This window comes from Pedobacter sp. MC2016-24 (assembly GCF_015223055.1).
Taxonomy (GTDB): Bacteria; Bacteroidota; Bacteroidia; order Sphingobacteriales; family Sphingobacteriaceae; genus Pedobacter.
Genome location: NZ_JADFBX010000006.1, coordinates 109,633 through 124,428 on the forward strand (window position 1 = coordinate 109,633; position 14,796 = coordinate 124,428).

Below are 14,796 nucleotides of genomic sequence, written 5' to 3' on the forward strand. Positions count from 1 at the left end.
AACTTAAGAGAGTTGATCTGATTTTATCACTAACAACGGTTTTCATATTAGGTTACAGTCAGAGCATACGTTTTAATTAAAATCTGGTAATTCTATTTTGTCTTTAGTGATATCCTTTTCTTTACTGACAAAGAGTTTGCTGATTATTTTTACTGGACGGCTTGCCATAATTCCGGCTACGGTATTAACCAGCGATACACCAAACCTGGTTTTTGGATGAGCCAGCCAGGGTACCCCAGGCGGTAGCTGCTGGACGTCTTCAACATATGGACGCATGCGTTTTTCATAAGCAAGAAATGCATCCTCATGTTTGTCGTGCCGGGAAAGTTCTCCGGCTAATAAATAAGCGCCAACCATGGCCAACGTGGTGCCCATACCCGTTAGGGGAGTAGGGCAATAAGCTGCATCGCCAATCATACCTGAACGGCCATTGAACCATCTTGGGGCATGTATCTGGCTGATACCATCAAAATATACGTCATCGTTTTTTTCGATCTCTTCCATTAAACGGCGCTCTTCCCATCCGGCACCTGAAAGTTTTTCCTTTAATAATTGCTTCTGTTCCCCGTCTGGCAATTCTTGATAACCCATACGGTCTGAAAGGAAAGAGAACGAAGCCCGCATCGTGCCATGATTATCTGGTCGGATCAACAACACCCTTGATCCTGGAGCTGTGTACCAGCGTGCCCACTTTGTATCTGTTTCTTTTTTAGGGATGGTATACCATGCATTATAAAGCCCAACAAATTTAATTTTAGGTTCATCACCAAAAAGGAGTTGCCTTGTGGTAGAGCGGACACCATCTGCAGCAATGAGCAGATCAAATACTGCATTTTCTCCATCGCTGTAAGTTACCTTAACGCTTGAATCATCCTGATTTATGGTCTTAATGTATTTACCAAAAATATAGTTTACCTGGTCTTTTGTTCTGTTGTATAGAATATTGACCAGGTCGCCTCTCAGGATTTCAGCTTCGCTGGTAAAGCTATCACCGTCACCCATCGGAAATGCTGCTTCAATCTTGTTGTCACGGTTTACAAATTGAAGACCGATCTCACCAGTATTTGCTTTCAGGATTTCTTTTTCTATATCCATCATCCTTGCTATAGCACGTCCTGCACCTCTGATGTCCAAATTTTGGCCGCCAAGCCGTAATGATTTTGAACGTTCTATCAAAGTCACATCAAATCCGTATTTGGTCAGCCAGAAAGCCAGTGTTGGACCAGCGATACTGGCTCCGGATACCAACACTTTTTTTACCTTATTTTTCATATTTCTGGTTGTTTAAATTTCGCTCGTATGCTAGTTGTGCTGCAGCCATTTGTTTTTATTCAGAACATTTGTCTTCAACACCAAAAATACCATAAAGTTTTTCTTCATTGATGAAGTACCGAAAATTGAATGATGCCAGGTTTGCTTCAGGATGTGTAAATTAGCATGAGTTCTTGTTCAACATTAAAGTTTAGAATTATGAAAAAAATAGTTTGGGTCTTGACCTGCTGTATACTGGTCTCTTCCTGTCGAAACTCCGCTAACAAGGAAAGCAAAAGCAACAGAGATACAGTGCAGGCGGGCAGTCAGTTGCAGGGGTCAACAGCAAATGCCGATAGTTTAAGTGAAAATTGGATAGATAGCTTCAAAGACTTCAGAATGGCAGTATATCATAAAGATAAGGAGAAGCTAAAAGGTTATTTTAGTTTTCCTCTTACTGCAGAGGGATCCTCCATTTTAGCGCTTTGTAAATTAACTGACGTGGAAACCAATGCCCGAAACCAGGAAGTACCCAATCCGGAGTTATTTTATGAAAGGGATTTTGATCACTGCTATCAGCAAATTTTTGATTCGAAATTTATTCGGGCCGTATTGAAATTGAAATCGGCAGATTTATATCAAAAACACAACGCTTCGACTCATGAATTCCCAGATCCATCCAGTCCATACACCTTGCATGCCAGTTATGATGAGGAATCGAAAATGCTTCAACTGAATATGGCCTTTCGTAATAATGGGACTGATAGTGATGGAGAATATGTCAGTGAAGGCGAACATAACATTGTTTACGTTTTTGATATCATTGATGGTAAAAAGCTCATGTTCAGAAAAATTGTATTGGCCGGATAGCTCCGGAATACGTATTGTAGATATATCTCACAATATTGTGAGATAAAATTCTTTAGTTTTAAAATCGGAACTTATATTTGTTATCAGAGTTTTAACAAGATCCGATTTGTCAAATTTTAATAAGAATTGCTAAAATACAATGCGCTCTGAAGCCAAAGTGCTTCCCGAAACAAAACTACATTGCTAAAATGAAACATCAAGACGATTACAAGGTTAATGACTAAACGTTCTAATCTCTCCTGAATGGTTCTTTTAGCAATGGTTTTGCCATCGGACCAGATGGCTTAATTCTGCTGCCGGAGCATTTGAAAATTGACTATACGCGTTAAACCTATGATTTTTATTTTAATCTTCTTCTTCTTTGTTTTAATCCTCAGTGTGACCGTGGTCACGCTAAAGGGCGTAAAAAAGGACATTCCGGTTCCGGAGCTGATATTAGCTACCTGCTATTTGCTTTCAATTGGGGCAATGTGTATCGGATTGATGATTCACCAGGCAGAATATCATACTGCGATAGACCCGGTGGATGGTTTATGTTACATCCCTTTTGGTGGGAAACACATCATCTCTTTAGTCTCTTATTTTGTGGCCTTTCATGCCGCAGTATTCTTGTTGTGGACTAAAGGAAGCCAATTACCGCCACTGGCTAATGTACTTTGTCTCAGTTTTATCATTACGGGCATTGTCATTAACATATTGGTCTTGCTACAAGTCTCGGTTCATGATACGAGTAGTATTGAAAGTTATAGTCGTTCAGGTCATGCGGTGCTGTTTGTGTTTACGCCGGTTTTGGGAATTTTTATAGCCATTCTTCTGATCGTGGGGGTTGTGAAGAAAGGTATGATTGCTGCGCATGACCGGATGTATACCAATAAATTCCTGAACAGGTTGAATCTTTTTCTTGCTCAAAAAAGTAATCTGCCATTTTGGGCAGTAATCCTGATTATTCCGCTCTTGCTGGCTGTTACGGTGCTGCTTTTATTACTAGGCCAGGATCCGGATTCCATGGTAAAGGTGTTCACCGAAACCACTACCTGGAGATTTTCAAGGCAAATGCATCCACCGGTTCTTGACCATAGGGGACACTACCTGTGTACGGTAGCCGTTTCTGGAAATCCAAAAATAGTAAAGCCCATCAGACTGGGTTTTAGGGCTGGCAGAACGATTGTGGTAAACCGTCAATTGCTGATCGCAAATGCTTTTGAAGAAATGATCCAGGATTTTTCTCCAGCAATTCATCGTGTTATTCGACGCAATTATGATGTGTATGGTTATAATTTATCCAGAAGGATCAATAATGAAAGCATGTCAAACTTAACTTACCTGCTGATGAAACCTTTAGAATGGTTTTTTCTAATTTGTTTATACCTCTTTACAGAAAAACCTGAACAGCGGATCAACAGACAATATGCAATGTCAACACCTGCTTAAATCAACCCCTGAAAGCTATAGCACCTTGATGTCATTGGTTAAATGTGTGACAATATGTTGATTAATTTGTTAAAAGGATCGCGCACAAAAAATCTGCGAACACCCCAGGGTTCATCAAGCGGTCCATATTCAATGGGGATTCCGGCTTCTTTGATTCGTTTAAGAACTTCAGCAATATCGTCCACTTCAATAGATAAATCAGGTACCTGCGTGCCAGATCCCCCTGTCATGGCAAAGCTGATCTGTATGCTTTGGAGTTCATCAGATCCATAGGTTTGTATCCAACCGTGGTCCATTAGTAAATTCAGTCCAAGTATGTCCTGGTAGAATTGTTTAGCTGCATCAAGGTTATGTGTGGATATATTCGTAACGATTCTTTTAACATTCATGAATTGTAAATCTTGCACCAAAATAAAAAATGATTATGGATTAAGAATAAAATGAGCATCTTAAATCTATGAAAACATTCATCACAACAATATTTTTGGCCGCCTTCGCATACGGGTGTACACCAAAGCCAGAGAAAAAAAATCATACAGCTCCCGCTGTGCAAAAACATTTTCCAAATACATTGATGAATAAAAAATTTCACACAGAAAAGCTAATCGGACTTTCAGTGGATGATTCAGATCACACACTCATCGATGCAAAACAGGCTGGTGAATGGGTTGGAAATACCATAAGATTTAAGGACAACATACATTTTGTTAGTGCCTATGAAGCTTGGTATGGTAACGATTGTTTTACCACTGTTTTTGGTAGATATTATTTTGTTGACAGTTTAAAAGTGCGTTTTTATACAGATAGTATCGCGCATTCTGGTGAATGTGAGGCACCAATGGAATATACAAAATCCAGACCGGGCTTAGACCTATATCTTGTAAAAGGAAATGATGGCCAGTTACAGCTTAACCACAAGCCGGCCCACCTAAAAAACTAGGGTTTATTTTTAATAGTTCATATTGATATGGATGTATTATTTATTGTAATTCAATAAATAAATATTGTTTTATAATATATAGTTTTATATTTGTCTGACAATATATTACTAAATCATGGAAACCTTAAAATTTAGAAAGCATCCGGGCGGTGCTGGAGCGCTTGTTAAATCTATCAAAATCTTATTAACGATGAGTCTTGCTGCCCATTTAATTGGACTCATTTTTTCGTTTTATCAAATGTTTACAGAAACAATCGGACTGAATGTGATTGGTAGGTCTAATAGAATTGCTGGAGTTGTTGACACAGCTCAGCCTTTATCGGATGTAAAGCTGATGGGGAGGCTAAATTATGAAAATGCAAATCTGGTTGAATGGTTGTTTCTTCCAAGACAAACAACTGATTTTTTTGGTCTGCTGGTTTCACTTTTTGTAGTTTATTACGCTTACAGGATTTTTAAGGAGATTAATCTGTTTCAGCCTTTTTATGAAGACATTTCAAATTGGATGGTAAGGTTATATCAGGTGATGATTGTCGGTTTGATTTTTACTACTTTAAGGTCGTTTTACCTATACTGGCTGGTGTCAGATCTGACATCTAAGACCTATAGATATAATTTTAGTACAGGCGCATTCGGCTATATTTCGATAGGCACGATTGTCATTGTGTATATTATTGTTCAGGTTTATAAGAAAGGTGTATCTTTACAGCAGGAACAAAACTTGGTGATTTAATATGCCTATTGTAATAAATCTGGATGTCATGCTGGCAAAGCGAAAGATGTCACTTACCGAGCTTAGCGACAAAGTAGAAATTACCATGTCAAACCTATCTATCTTAAAAACAGGAAAGGCAAAAGCAGTTAGGTTGGATACACTGTCTGCCATTTGTCGGGTATTGAATTGTCAGCCTGGCGATATACTGGAATACGTGTCTTCAGAAATGAAGTAAATTAATCAAACTAAATTCAACAGCTGCACAATATTTCTGATAAATAAGCGTCTTATATCCGAGAGCGTTAATTTAGATTGAGCGGTGAGTGGTTGGAGGATCATTCACCGCTTACTTTTTTACCTATTTTTCAACTAAGGTTTGATGGATAAAGTCCAATATTTCAAAATCGTCAAGATTTAAATTTGGCGTGGGAACGATCGCCTGTCTATGGTCGGTGGTTGATCCGCTAAGTTTTAGATGGGCATTATCGCTGATGGATGTATACAAGCTTTCTGTATTTGTATAGATATCAGCTTTTGCATTGCCCTTCAAGAAGATCTGTAAGAATTTCGTCTTCAGCCTGCCTTCAGTTTTGATGTGTACGTTATCCATAGCTTCAATCCGATAAATATCGTTTACGTAAAGAAATAGTTTGCAATATGCTTTACTATTGCCGCTGATGCGAAGTAAATCTCCATGTTTTACAACTTTGACATTACCCGTATTGTCGTCCGTGTAGCTGAGGCCTTCATACTGCCTTTGGATCAGGATCACCTGTACATTTCCCTGGATGGAGATTTTTCGGTAGAGCGTATCATTGGTATGCTTTACAGGTTTTCTGGCTGCAAAAAGGTGTACCGGAGTGGTTGTTGTTGTCAACAGGATTGCGGTAAATATCTTTACGATTTGCATTTTAATTGCTTTGTTCATGGTGTCAATGTTAATTTTAGTTTTGTGATATGACTGCCTATGGACTAAGCTTGTGCCAAACGGAAAAATTTTCATTAGATTACTTATAGTCAATTGCTTATGTTTTTTTGTTTGGCTTTTTGTGTTCGTTTTCGAACGGCCGATGTGCACAAGCGGACAACACAGAAATCTAATTATTCCATGATTTTATATTTTGGTGGGATTTTTGGTGTAGATTGAGCTATACTCTGATAATATGCAAAACTACCAAAATCACATCCGCTATTATGCTCCACACCATTTTGTCTTTTATCCTCTGATTATTGTTGGGTTTATAGTCTGTGTAAGCAAAGCCGTAGGGGCAAGTTCAGATTTCTGGCTGTGGACTATTCTTGCTGCTGTATTTATGTTACTGGGCTGGCTATCTTTTATGCTACGTCAGCATTATGCTTTGACGCTACAGAATAGGGTAGTTGTGCTTGAAATGAGATTTCGTTACTTTGTGCTTACAGGGAAACAGCTGAGTGATCGTCTGAGTTTTGGTCAGGTTGCCGCACTTCGTTTCGCCTCAGATCCGGAACTTTCTGATATGGTAGATCGTGCCCTTAAAGACAACCTTGGTGCAAATGAAATCAAAACAACAATTAAACAATGGTTACCTGACAATTCACGAGTTTAAAATTAAAAACCTATCGGGATTTCATTTTTAATGAAATCAGGCTGTCCAGTTCCTGATCTGTGTAATCTTTCCCACCTTCAGTACCGAAAAAATAAACTGACCAGTTGAATTTATATTCAGGTTTATATCCAAATCTGGCAGATTGCGTACCGGATCCGCTATGCACCTGTATGGGGAAATTGTTAAAAGCGGACTGGTTTAAATACAAGGTTTGCTCATGATGTACATCATATTTTTTACTGAATAGCCAGCTTGTTTTAAAAGCTGCGGGCAGTAGTCCTTTCGGACTGTCTATGATGATCAAGTAATCTTGTTTTTTATTGGTAACATATATATTTGCTGATCTGTCCATATACAAAATGAACATAAAAAGGCAGCCTAATATTCCGGTTTCAATTACAGATACCCAGCCAAGTTTGATATGACTATAATTTACCAAACCATGATCAATCCACAAGGCAATTGCAGCGACAAACATGGCCCCCGCTGGAAGCATAGCGCCAAGACTTGCGCCTCCAGAAAGTCCAATGGCATAAATAAACGCGGGTACCCCACAAATTAAAGTGAGCGAACATAAGATTAAAAATATAGTAGGTTTATTTTTAAACCTGTCAATTACGCGTTTCAAGTTCTCTTTTTACATTTAACTAAGAAGAATGGCTGATTTTCCTCTATTTCAGTAAGCTCAAATAATCCAGCCTGATCAAATTCTTTGTGAATAGACGTGTTGTCGTAAAAAAATAGTTTAACGCCATCAAATACTTCATAACGGTCTTCGCTCAGAAATAGCCCCTTACCATAGGTCTGAGCTTTCTTGGAAATGGCTGTAAAAACCATATAACCACCGTCTAAAAGCTGATTGTAACAGTGGGAAATCAGTTTGCTTCTTTCGCTACTGTCCAGAAGATGAATTAAAGCATAACAAAAAATACCATCATATTGTTGCTGGTCAAAAGGCATATCTGTTACAGAACCATGGTAAATCCTCATGTCATTACCATAGTGTTTTCTTGCCATTTCAATGGCTGTTTTTGAGATTTCTATGCCTGTGACATCCATTCCATGGTCAATAAAAATTTGTGCATTCCGTCCGTAACCAATTCCCGGAACCAAAACATTCTTTACCGATTTTTCAAAGAAAAAATCTTTTGCCAATATCGCAGATTTTGCAGGCTCAAAGCCCCACATTTCCTGCTTTTCAATAAAGCTCGATTCCCAAAATTCGTCGTTTTCCGTCTCGTTTTTCATGGTCTATTACTTGTGCTGCGATTTTGCAAATTACAAAGAAATACGCAATAGTTGAGCTCCGAAATCCGCCTTCATTGCGATGCTTATGTCATATCTCAGCACAAAAAGTGTTTGGGCGTTTTGTGTTCAGTTGCAATAAATAAAAATAAAATATCAGCCAGCACAATATTCCTTCTGAAAAAGCGTCTTTATATACGAGAGCGTTAATTTAGATAAGCGGTGAGTGGTCGGAGGATCATCCACCGCTTCTTTTTTAAATTCCATTTGAGCCAATCCCATATGACATCTGCAACAAAATTGATTACAATACCCAATTCCAGTTTGGGTTTTCTGGACGAATTAAAAAAGCACAATGAACGTGAATGGTTTAACGCACGTAAGTCGGAATTTCTCGAAGCGCAAGGGCTTATTGAAAATTTTGCTACTCAAATGTTAGCTAAATTGAACATGCATGATGTAATAGAAACAGCGTCAGGCAAAAAGAGTTTATACCGTCAGTACCGGGATATTCGTTTTGCTAAAGACAAAACCCCGTTTAAAACCTATTGGGGTGGAAGCTTTAAACGCGCCGGGAAAAGTCGGAGGGGTGGATACTACTACCATTTTGAAAAAGGGAATAGTTTTGTTGCTGGTGCTTTCTGGGGGCCATCTGCAGCAGATCTGAAACTCATCCGCGAAGACATAGATTTTGATGCTAAACCCTTAAGGACTATCATCTCCAGTACGTCTTTCATCGAAAATTTTGGTGGTCTGCAGGGAGAGCAACTTAAAACTTCGCCTAAAGGCTTCGAATCTAACCATCCGGAAATTGACCTGTTAAGATATAAGCAGTTTTTATTGATCCGACGGTTCTCCGATCAGGAATTATTAAGTGATGATTTTGCCTTGCTGGTGGACGAAAGCTTTCGCGAAATGAGACCGTTTTTTGATTATATGAGCTCAGTATTGACTGCTGATGGAAACGGATTGTAGTACAGCAGATAAGGTTGTTCAAAGTTTGAATCAAGTCATTTGAACAACCTTATCCCAGTATTTTTAGTTAAAAGTAGCATTAAAGCTGATGCCGAAGCGATTGCTGGTTAGCTTCTCAGTTAAGCTATTGTCTGGCTTATTATTTACACTGGATCTTCCATAAGTTCCGGAAACACCCAATCCCCATCTTCTGGATATCCACCATTCTTTTCCTGCTTTCAGTTGGAAACCAAAGCCATTGTCTGTGCTCACTTTATAATCTGTATCCCGGTTATCGACCGTGAAAGCCGCCAGACCTGCAGAACCAGACACAAAAATGTTATGAGGCATGAAATAATAAGTAAGTCCCGCTGCGAATAAAGATTCACTAACGGTAAGATTGTTCGTAGTTTTTTGCGTTTGCCCGGTACTGTATTTTATTTTCGGACCAACGAGTGAATTTGCAGACATTGTAGCATGTAAAATAAGATTTTCTTTAATGGCACCGCCGATTTTAATGTCGAAACTGGCACCAGTTCCCGTCATATCGTATTCGCCCAGTTCACTACTGTCCATGTGAACAGGCCCCATAACTGGTCCGGCAGATAGAGAAAGAAAGAAACCTTTGTGTTGTCTGTCTTTTTGTTGCGCATACATCGTGGTTGCACAAGTCATTCCAAGCGCTAATAAAGCGATCGTTTTTAAGTTCATGAAGAGAGAAATTTAGATTTTAAGCGCTAAAGATAGATTTTCTTATGAATATTTTGCTTTTTCATTACCCCCCTTTTTCAATTTTGTTGTCTCTATGGTAAATACAGCTTTTAATGGAGCCATCAAGGTTAAAATATTTATTCAACGTTTATTACAATAAAACGGCATCATCCGAAGAAAGGATCGAGTTCCTGGATTTCGTAGCCGAATCTGAACAAGACGAAGATCTGAAAGCGCTCCTGACTGAAAAGTGGCTTACCCTTCAAAATGAAAAAGAAATATTAACTGTGGGGCAGGTTGATGAGATGCTTACTGCTATTTTGGAAAAACAACCCGTTAAGACAAATCGCCTCATGCGTATGAGCGTAGCGGCGGCGATCTTTCTGATTGCAGGAATGAGCATTTACATCTGTTTTAAACCCGGCCGCCTAACGCTGCAAAGCGCGCAATTAATCAAAAAAGAAAACACAGATAAGATTGTACAAGGAGGAAAGAAAGCGGTATTGACGCTTGGCGATGGTTCGGAAATTACCTTAGACACAACAAAGCAGGGGATGGTAATCCAACAGGGAAACGCGAAGGTAAGTAGGCAAAGCTTATCCACCTTAGCCTACCATCCAGAGAATAAGAACGCGCAACTTATCGTGTATAATACCTTAACAACACCTAAAGGTGGCCAATATCAGGTGATCTTGCCTGATCAAACCCGGGTTTGGCTGAATTCTTCTTCATCCATCCGATTCCCGACGCAGTTTAAAGGTAAAGAGCGAATGGTGAGTGTAACAGGCGAAGCCTATTTTGAAGTAGCCAAAAACGCGGGAATGCCTTTCAAAATTGTAGCCAATCATACCGAAGTAGAGGTGTTGGGAACGCACTTTAACCTAATGGCTTATCCGGATGAAAACTCCATTAATACCGCCTTATTGGAAGGTTCGGTAAAGGTAAGTAGTAGCACTGAGACCCGAATATTGGTGCCTGGACAAGAGTCAAGAATAAGCAAAACCGGCAGAATCAATACTTTCACTGTAGCTGCAGATGAAGTCCTGGCCTGGAAGAATGGCTGGTTTAACTTTAACAATTGTGATATCCAAAAGGTGATGCGCCAAATTTCCAGGTGGTACGATGTAGAAGTTGAGTATCAGGGTAGGACACCAACAGGACATTTTTCAGGAATGGTGAGTGCCGGCAATGAGATTGACAAAGTACTTGATATCCTTCGAACTGGCGGGGTGAATTTTAAAACCCAAGGTAGAAAAATAATTGTATTACCCTAAATCAAAATCAAAAATGAAAGGATAATCATATCAGGATCCGCAAAAAACAAAACCAGGAACGTTGCACCGTCCCTGGCTAATGTTTGAGTTTATCCATAATTACAAACTGACAGAATGCTTTTAACTTTTAAACCAAACACAACAAAATTATGAAAAAAATGTGTTTTTTACGCTATTCAAAACATTTGAACAGCGTATTTAAAACTAAAAAAATGCGCTTTATGAAACTAACTACAGTTTTACTGCTTGCAGCATGTTTACAGGTAAGCGCCAAAGTGAGTGGACAGAACATTTCCATTTCACAGCAAAATATGACGCTGGAAAATGTATTTAAAGAGATCCATCAAAAGACAGGTTATCAGTTCTTTTACAAAGTAGAGCTGTTGGAGAAAGCCAAAAAGATCAACATCAACGTAAAGGACGCCACGGTTGAGCAGGTACTTAAACTGTGTTTTAAAGATTCGCCATTAAATTATGTGATTAAGGAGAAGGCCATCTTCATTAAAGAAAAACCGGAAAAACAGGAATCTTTCAAAGCTTTTTTTAAAGAGATCACAGGCAAGGTGATGGATGAAAATGGCAAGCCGCTAATTTCTGTTTCTGTAACTGTTATTGGCGAACAAGCAAGCGCCACGACCGATATCAACGGAAATTTTAAAATTAATGCGCCTGAAGAAGGTAGTTTAAAAATTACTTATGTAGGTTATAAAACCATCACTGTTCTACTTAACGGTAAAAATTATCTGGAACTGCGCTTAGAACCGGAAGTATACAACATGAACGAAGTAGTGGTTACTGCTTTGGGCATTACCAGGAAAAAACGCTCCCTGGCCTATGCTGTTGCAGAGGTAAAAGGCGAAGAATTAACAAAAGGCGGAAGCGCAAACCTGGTTAAATCTCTGGATGGTAGAATGAGCGGTGTGAATTTTACCCAGGCCAGCACAGATCCGGCCGGCTCGGTATTTGTAACCATTAGGGGCGCCACCAGCTTAAACCTTCCACAATCTACCGCGAACAGTCAGCCATTGTATATCATTGATGGAATCCCTATGGGCACGACTTCCATTACCAGCAAAAACAATGTGGACTTTGGAAACCTGCTTTCTCAGCTTAACCCGGAAGATATTGAAAGTATTTCTGTACTTAAGGGTGCCAGTGCAGGTGTTTTATATGGGGCACAAGCCGGAAATGGGGTGATCATGATTACCACCAAATCTGGTAAAGGCAACAAAAATGGCTTGGGAATCGCCGTCAATACTTCCATGGTGATCGATAAACCATATAATTTTTTCGAAACACAAACAGAATATGGAGTAGGTGTTAGAAGTGCTCCGGGTGGCTATGTTGCTGGTGGCGCGTACGATTGGGGGCCAAAACTTGATGGATCATTTAACATCACAAGATGGAATACCCTGACCCAACAAAATGAAAATGTTCCTTTTTTAGGCGCCAACGAAAACCGTTTGAAAGCTTTTATGGTAGACGGGCATACCAATAACTATAATGTGAGTATAGCCGGAAATTCTGATAAAGGTGCTTTCCGTTTCTCTGTTGGTAAAATGGATAATAAAGGTATCATGCCAAATAACCAAACCAACAGGATGACCTTTAACCTGAATGCAGACTATCTGATTACTAAGAATGTGAAGCTAGCCGTAAATGCCAATTATCTGTCCCAATATTCACCCAACAAATCATCTGCAAATAATGATGTGGTAGAATTGCTGACATTTTCTTTTTTAAGCCACTTTCAGCCGGTTGCTGATATGAAAAACATTTGGCTTAACGGATATGAAGGCATCAAACAGAATGCCCCTGCATTTAAGCCCAATGGTGATCCTTATACTGATAATCCTTATATGTTTACGTCTGCAGAGCTCAATACGTATAGAAAAGATAACTTTTTTGGTAAAGCAGAGCTGGAATGGAAACTGACGGATCCGCTTAAATTATTGCTGAGATCGGGGATGGATTATAATGGCGACAACTACGAATACAAGTTGTCTAAAGGTTTCAGCGACAACAACAAAAAAGACGGACGGTATACAGTGGAAGCAACAAGTGCGTTCGCTATGAATTCTGATCTGATGTTGATGTGGAACAAGGATTTTGGTAAAATATCAACTTCAGCTACCGCAGGCTACAACTATGCCTACAGCAACAGTTATAACAATTACGCCGATGCCGGAAAGTTGGTTAGGGCCAATGATTTCAGTTTGGGAAACGCAGTAGCAGGTACTTTAATGGCAAGAAATGCCTGGGGAATCGGTAAAACACAAAGTGGCTACCTCACCACCCAGATCGGCTACGATAATCAGGTATTTGTTGATCTGGCAGGTAGATACGACCAGGGCGGAATATTAGAAGAAGATAAAAACCATCATTTTTATCCATCCGCTTCTTTGAGCTGGATTCCATCAGAAACTTTCAGGTTCCCGGAGCTGATCAATTTGTTTAAACTCAGAGGAGGTATTGCCCAAGTTGGTCACGGTATCGGAAGGCCAAGGAGCAACAACACTTTCAGCTTTAACCCCATAGATTATGGTCCGGTTAAAATATTAAATATCGGTGGCCAACTGGTTGATCCAAACATTCAGGCAGAGGTAACCAACTCTTACGAAGCCGGTTTTGATTTGGCGCTCGTTAATAAACGGATTTCCTTTGATTTAACTGTATTCAATAAGACCCATAAAAATCAGCAGGATTTCATTCCAACTTCTCCTGGTACTGGCTATACCGGCATGTTAACCAATGTGGGCACGGTACAGTCCAAAGGTATTGAAATGGGCTTGACCCTGGTGCCGGTAAAAAGTAAAGACTGGAACTGGGATTTATCTGCTTTTTTCACCAAGTCGGACGCAAAAATTACTAAGCTATCCAAAGCGTATGTGCCCAATGGTTACACCTTTTACAGCAATGGGCCAAACCTGAACATCAGAATGGCTGAGGGTGAAAAAATTGGAACGCTTTGGGAAGGTAATGTTTTTGAAAGGATGCCTGCAGGTAGTAAATACGCGGGAATGATCGTGTTAGACAATACAGGTCAGTGGAAATACTCCAGTAAAGAGGCTGACAGAAAGCCCATTGGTAATTACAATCCTGATTTTATTCTCGGTTTCAATTCAGCAGTAAGGTATAAAGCCTTCAGACTTTCCATGGTGGCCAGTTTAAGGGTCGGTGGCGATTACGTGTCCAATGTGACCCGTCGTTCAGTAACCAATGGACATTCTAAACTGACGATTGGCGACAACGTGAATGGTCCAAACGACTACACCGCTGGTGGGCGCGATGCAGCATCGGGAGGTTTTGCATGGCCAAATGCAGAAAATATGCAATATCCTTATATGGCCGCCCTGGTTAAAAACTATAAAAATTATGGAGCCTATACACAGGATGCTTCCTACTTCAAGGGTGTATGGTTAAAAACAGGTGGTGATCCGAACAATGACAACGATTATATTGTAAACGGTGCAGATCCAAGTGCAACCTTTTACTACTTACCTGGTAACGTTCTTGGACAGCAGTACTGGTCATTTTCGCAAACGCTCATTCGCGATGCAACCAATCTAAAAATCAAAGAGCTGATGCTGGACTATGCCATTCCAGCCAAGCTTTTGAAACCTTTGAAATTACAATCTGCAACCATCAGTCTGGTAGGCCGGAATATTTTTCAATGGAATAAAAGTGGCGAAAAAGGTGATCCGGAGGCAGCTTTTGACGGTATTGGTACCAATCAGGGCATCATAGGTAAGGCCTTACCTTCTGTAGCTTCTTATGGATTTAAACTGGCTGTAAACTTTTAATTTAATTACTCATGAC

Annotated in this window: 15 protein-coding genes; 9 read left to right on the forward strand and 6 right to left on the reverse strand. The window is 39.7% G+C overall.

What is annotated here, in order from left to right; translation table 11 throughout:
* Window positions 1–72: 72 nt before the first annotated feature.
* Window positions 73–1,272, reverse strand: a complete 1,200-nt coding sequence (locus IM797_RS15945) for an FAD-dependent monooxygenase (protein WP_194128146.1) — start codon at window positions 1,270–1,272, stop codon at window positions 73–75.
* Window positions 1,273–1,470: 198 nt separating this feature from the next.
* On the opposite strand from IM797_RS15945, the gene IM797_RS15950 reads away from it, so the two are divergent.
* Window positions 1,471–2,121: a hypothetical protein gene (locus tag IM797_RS15950; RefSeq protein WP_194128147.1), complete on the forward strand. Its 651-nt coding sequence runs from the start codon at window positions 1,471–1,473 to the stop codon at window positions 2,119–2,121.
* 333 nt (window positions 2,122–2,454) lie between these two features.
* Window positions 2,455–3,552, forward strand: a complete 1,098-nt coding sequence (locus IM797_RS15955) for a DUF6688 family protein (protein WP_228098899.1) — start codon at window positions 2,455–2,457, stop codon at window positions 3,550–3,552.
* A gap of 38 nt (window positions 3,553–3,590) precedes the next feature.
* Here the strand turns inward: IM797_RS15955 and IM797_RS15960 are convergent, their stop codons facing one another.
* Window positions 3,591–3,941, reverse strand: coding sequence for a VOC family protein (locus IM797_RS15960; RefSeq protein WP_194128148.1), 351 nt, complete (start codon window positions 3,939–3,941; stop codon window positions 3,591–3,593).
* Window positions 3,942–4,009: 68 nt separating this feature from the next.
* Here IM797_RS15960 and IM797_RS15965 point away from each other — a divergent pair, with 68 nt between their 5' ends.
* From IM797_RS15965 to IM797_RS15975, 3 genes are all read left to right on the forward strand, one after another.
* Window positions 4,010–4,492 carry a hypothetical protein gene (locus tag IM797_RS15965; RefSeq protein ID WP_194128149.1) on the forward strand — a complete coding sequence of 161 codons (483 nt, stop codon included), beginning with the start codon at window positions 4,010–4,012 and terminating at the stop codon, window positions 4,490–4,492.
* Window positions 4,493–4,607: 115 nt separating this feature from the next.
* Window positions 4,608–5,225 carry a DUF2975 domain-containing protein gene (locus IM797_RS15970; protein ID WP_194128150.1) on the forward strand — a complete coding sequence of 206 codons (618 nt, stop codon included), beginning with the start codon at window positions 4,608–4,610 and terminating at the stop codon, window positions 5,223–5,225.
* A gap of 1 nt (window position 5,226) precedes the next feature.
* Window positions 5,227–5,442, forward strand: coding sequence for a helix-turn-helix transcriptional regulator (locus IM797_RS15975; protein WP_194128151.1), 216 nt, complete (start codon window positions 5,227–5,229; stop codon window positions 5,440–5,442).
* Between the two features lie 123 nt (window positions 5,443–5,565).
* On the opposite strand, the gene IM797_RS15980 is transcribed toward IM797_RS15975, so the two are convergent.
* On the reverse strand, window positions 5,566–6,135 hold the full coding sequence (locus tag IM797_RS15980) for a GIN domain-containing protein (RefSeq protein ID WP_194128152.1): 570 nt from the start codon (window positions 6,133–6,135) through the stop codon (window positions 5,566–5,568).
* A gap of 235 nt (window positions 6,136–6,370) precedes the next feature.
* On the opposite strand from IM797_RS15980, the gene IM797_RS15985 reads away from it, so the two are divergent.
* Window positions 6,371–6,793, forward strand: a complete 423-nt coding sequence (locus IM797_RS15985) for a DUF6526 family protein (protein WP_194128153.1) — start codon at window positions 6,371–6,373, stop codon at window positions 6,791–6,793.
* Between the two features lie 10 nt (window positions 6,794–6,803).
* Here IM797_RS15985 and IM797_RS15990 read toward each other — a convergent pair whose 3' ends face one another.
* Together IM797_RS15990 and IM797_RS15995 are read right to left on the reverse strand one after the other, a co-directional pair.
* Entirely contained in the window at window positions 6,804–7,421 is a 618-nt protein-coding gene (locus tag IM797_RS15990) for a hypothetical protein (RefSeq protein WP_194128154.1), read from the reverse strand.
* The gene (locus IM797_RS15995) at window positions 7,418–8,041 is read right to left on the reverse strand and encodes a bifunctional 2-polyprenyl-6-hydroxyphenol methylase/3-demethylubiquinol 3-O-methyltransferase UbiG (RefSeq protein WP_194128155.1); all 624 of its coding nucleotides are present in this window, start codon (window positions 8,039–8,041) and stop codon (window positions 7,418–7,420) included. Before IM797_RS15995 ends, IM797_RS15990 begins: the two co-directional genes overlap by 4 nt.
* A gap of 279 nt (window positions 8,042–8,320) precedes the next feature.
* Here IM797_RS15995 and IM797_RS16000 point away from each other — a divergent pair, with 279 nt between their 5' ends.
* Complete coding sequence (locus tag IM797_RS16000) at window positions 8,321–9,013, forward strand: DUF2461 domain-containing protein (protein ID WP_194128156.1); 693 nt, start codon at window positions 8,321–8,323, stop codon at window positions 9,011–9,013.
* A 63-nt stretch (window positions 9,014–9,076) separates the two neighbouring features.
* Here IM797_RS16000 and IM797_RS16005 read toward each other — a convergent pair whose 3' ends face one another.
* Window positions 9,077–9,703, reverse strand: coding sequence for an outer membrane beta-barrel protein (locus IM797_RS16005; protein WP_194128157.1), 627 nt, complete (start codon window positions 9,701–9,703; stop codon window positions 9,077–9,079).
* Window positions 9,704–9,816: 113 nt separating this feature from the next.
* On the opposite strand from IM797_RS16005, the gene IM797_RS16010 reads away from it, so the two are divergent.
* The gene (locus IM797_RS16010; protein WP_194128158.1) at window positions 9,817–10,977 is read left to right on the forward strand and encodes a FecR family protein; all 1,161 of its coding nucleotides are present in this window, start codon (window positions 9,817–9,819) and stop codon (window positions 10,975–10,977) included.
* 221 nt (window positions 10,978–11,198) lie between these two features.
* The gene (locus tag IM797_RS16015; RefSeq protein WP_194128159.1) at window positions 11,199–14,780 is read left to right on the forward strand and encodes a SusC/RagA family TonB-linked outer membrane protein; all 3,582 of its coding nucleotides are present in this window, start codon (window positions 11,199–11,201) and stop codon (window positions 14,778–14,780) included.
* The last annotated feature ends 16 nt before the right edge of the window (window positions 14,781–14,796 follow it).

What these genes read in the sequence shown, in the direction of transcription:
- IM797_RS16000 (WP_194128156.1), top strand. Translation starts at nt 8,321, where the DNA reads ATGACATCTGCAACAAAATTGATTACAATACCCAATTCCAGTTTGGGT.
- IM797_RS15985 (WP_194128153.1), top strand. Translation starts at nt 6,371, where the DNA reads ATGCAAAACTACCAAAATCACATCCGCTATTATGCTCCACACCATTTT.
- IM797_RS15980 (WP_194128152.1), bottom strand. Translation starts at nt 6,135, where the DNA reads ATGAACAAAGCAATTAAAATGCAAATCGTAAAGATATTTACCGCAATC.
- IM797_RS16005 (WP_194128157.1), bottom strand. Translation starts at nt 9,703, where the DNA reads ATGAACTTAAAAACGATCGCTTTATTAGCGCTTGGAATGACTTGTGCA.
- IM797_RS15950 (WP_194128147.1), top strand. Translation starts at nt 1,471, where the DNA reads ATGAAAAAAATAGTTTGGGTCTTGACCTGCTGTATACTGGTCTCTTCC.
- IM797_RS15960 (WP_194128148.1), bottom strand. Translation starts at nt 3,941, where the DNA reads ATGAATGTTAAAAGAATCGTTACGAATATATCCACACATAACCTTGAT.
- IM797_RS16010 (WP_194128158.1), top strand. Translation starts at nt 9,817, where the DNA reads ATGGAGCCATCAAGGTTAAAATATTTATTCAACGTTTATTACAATAAA.
- IM797_RS15970 (WP_194128150.1), top strand. Translation starts at nt 4,608, where the DNA reads ATGGAAACCTTAAAATTTAGAAAGCATCCGGGCGGTGCTGGAGCGCTT.
- IM797_RS15965 (WP_194128149.1), top strand. Translation starts at nt 4,010, where the DNA reads ATGAAAACATTCATCACAACAATATTTTTGGCCGCCTTCGCATACGGG.
- IM797_RS15975 (WP_194128151.1), top strand. Translation starts at nt 5,227, where the DNA reads ATGCCTATTGTAATAAATCTGGATGTCATGCTGGCAAAGCGAAAGATG.
- IM797_RS15945 (WP_194128146.1), bottom strand. Translation starts at nt 1,272, where the DNA reads ATGAAAAATAAGGTAAAAAAAGTGTTGGTATCCGGAGCCAGTATCGCT.
- IM797_RS16015 (WP_194128159.1), top strand. Translation starts at nt 11,199, where the DNA reads ATGAAACTAACTACAGTTTTACTGCTTGCAGCATGTTTACAGGTAAGC.
- IM797_RS15955 (WP_228098899.1), top strand. Translation starts at nt 2,455, where the DNA reads ATGATTTTTATTTTAATCTTCTTCTTCTTTGTTTTAATCCTCAGTGTG.
- IM797_RS15995 (WP_194128155.1), bottom strand. Translation starts at nt 8,041, where the DNA reads ATGAAAAACGAGACGGAAAACGACGAATTTTGGGAATCGAGCTTTATT.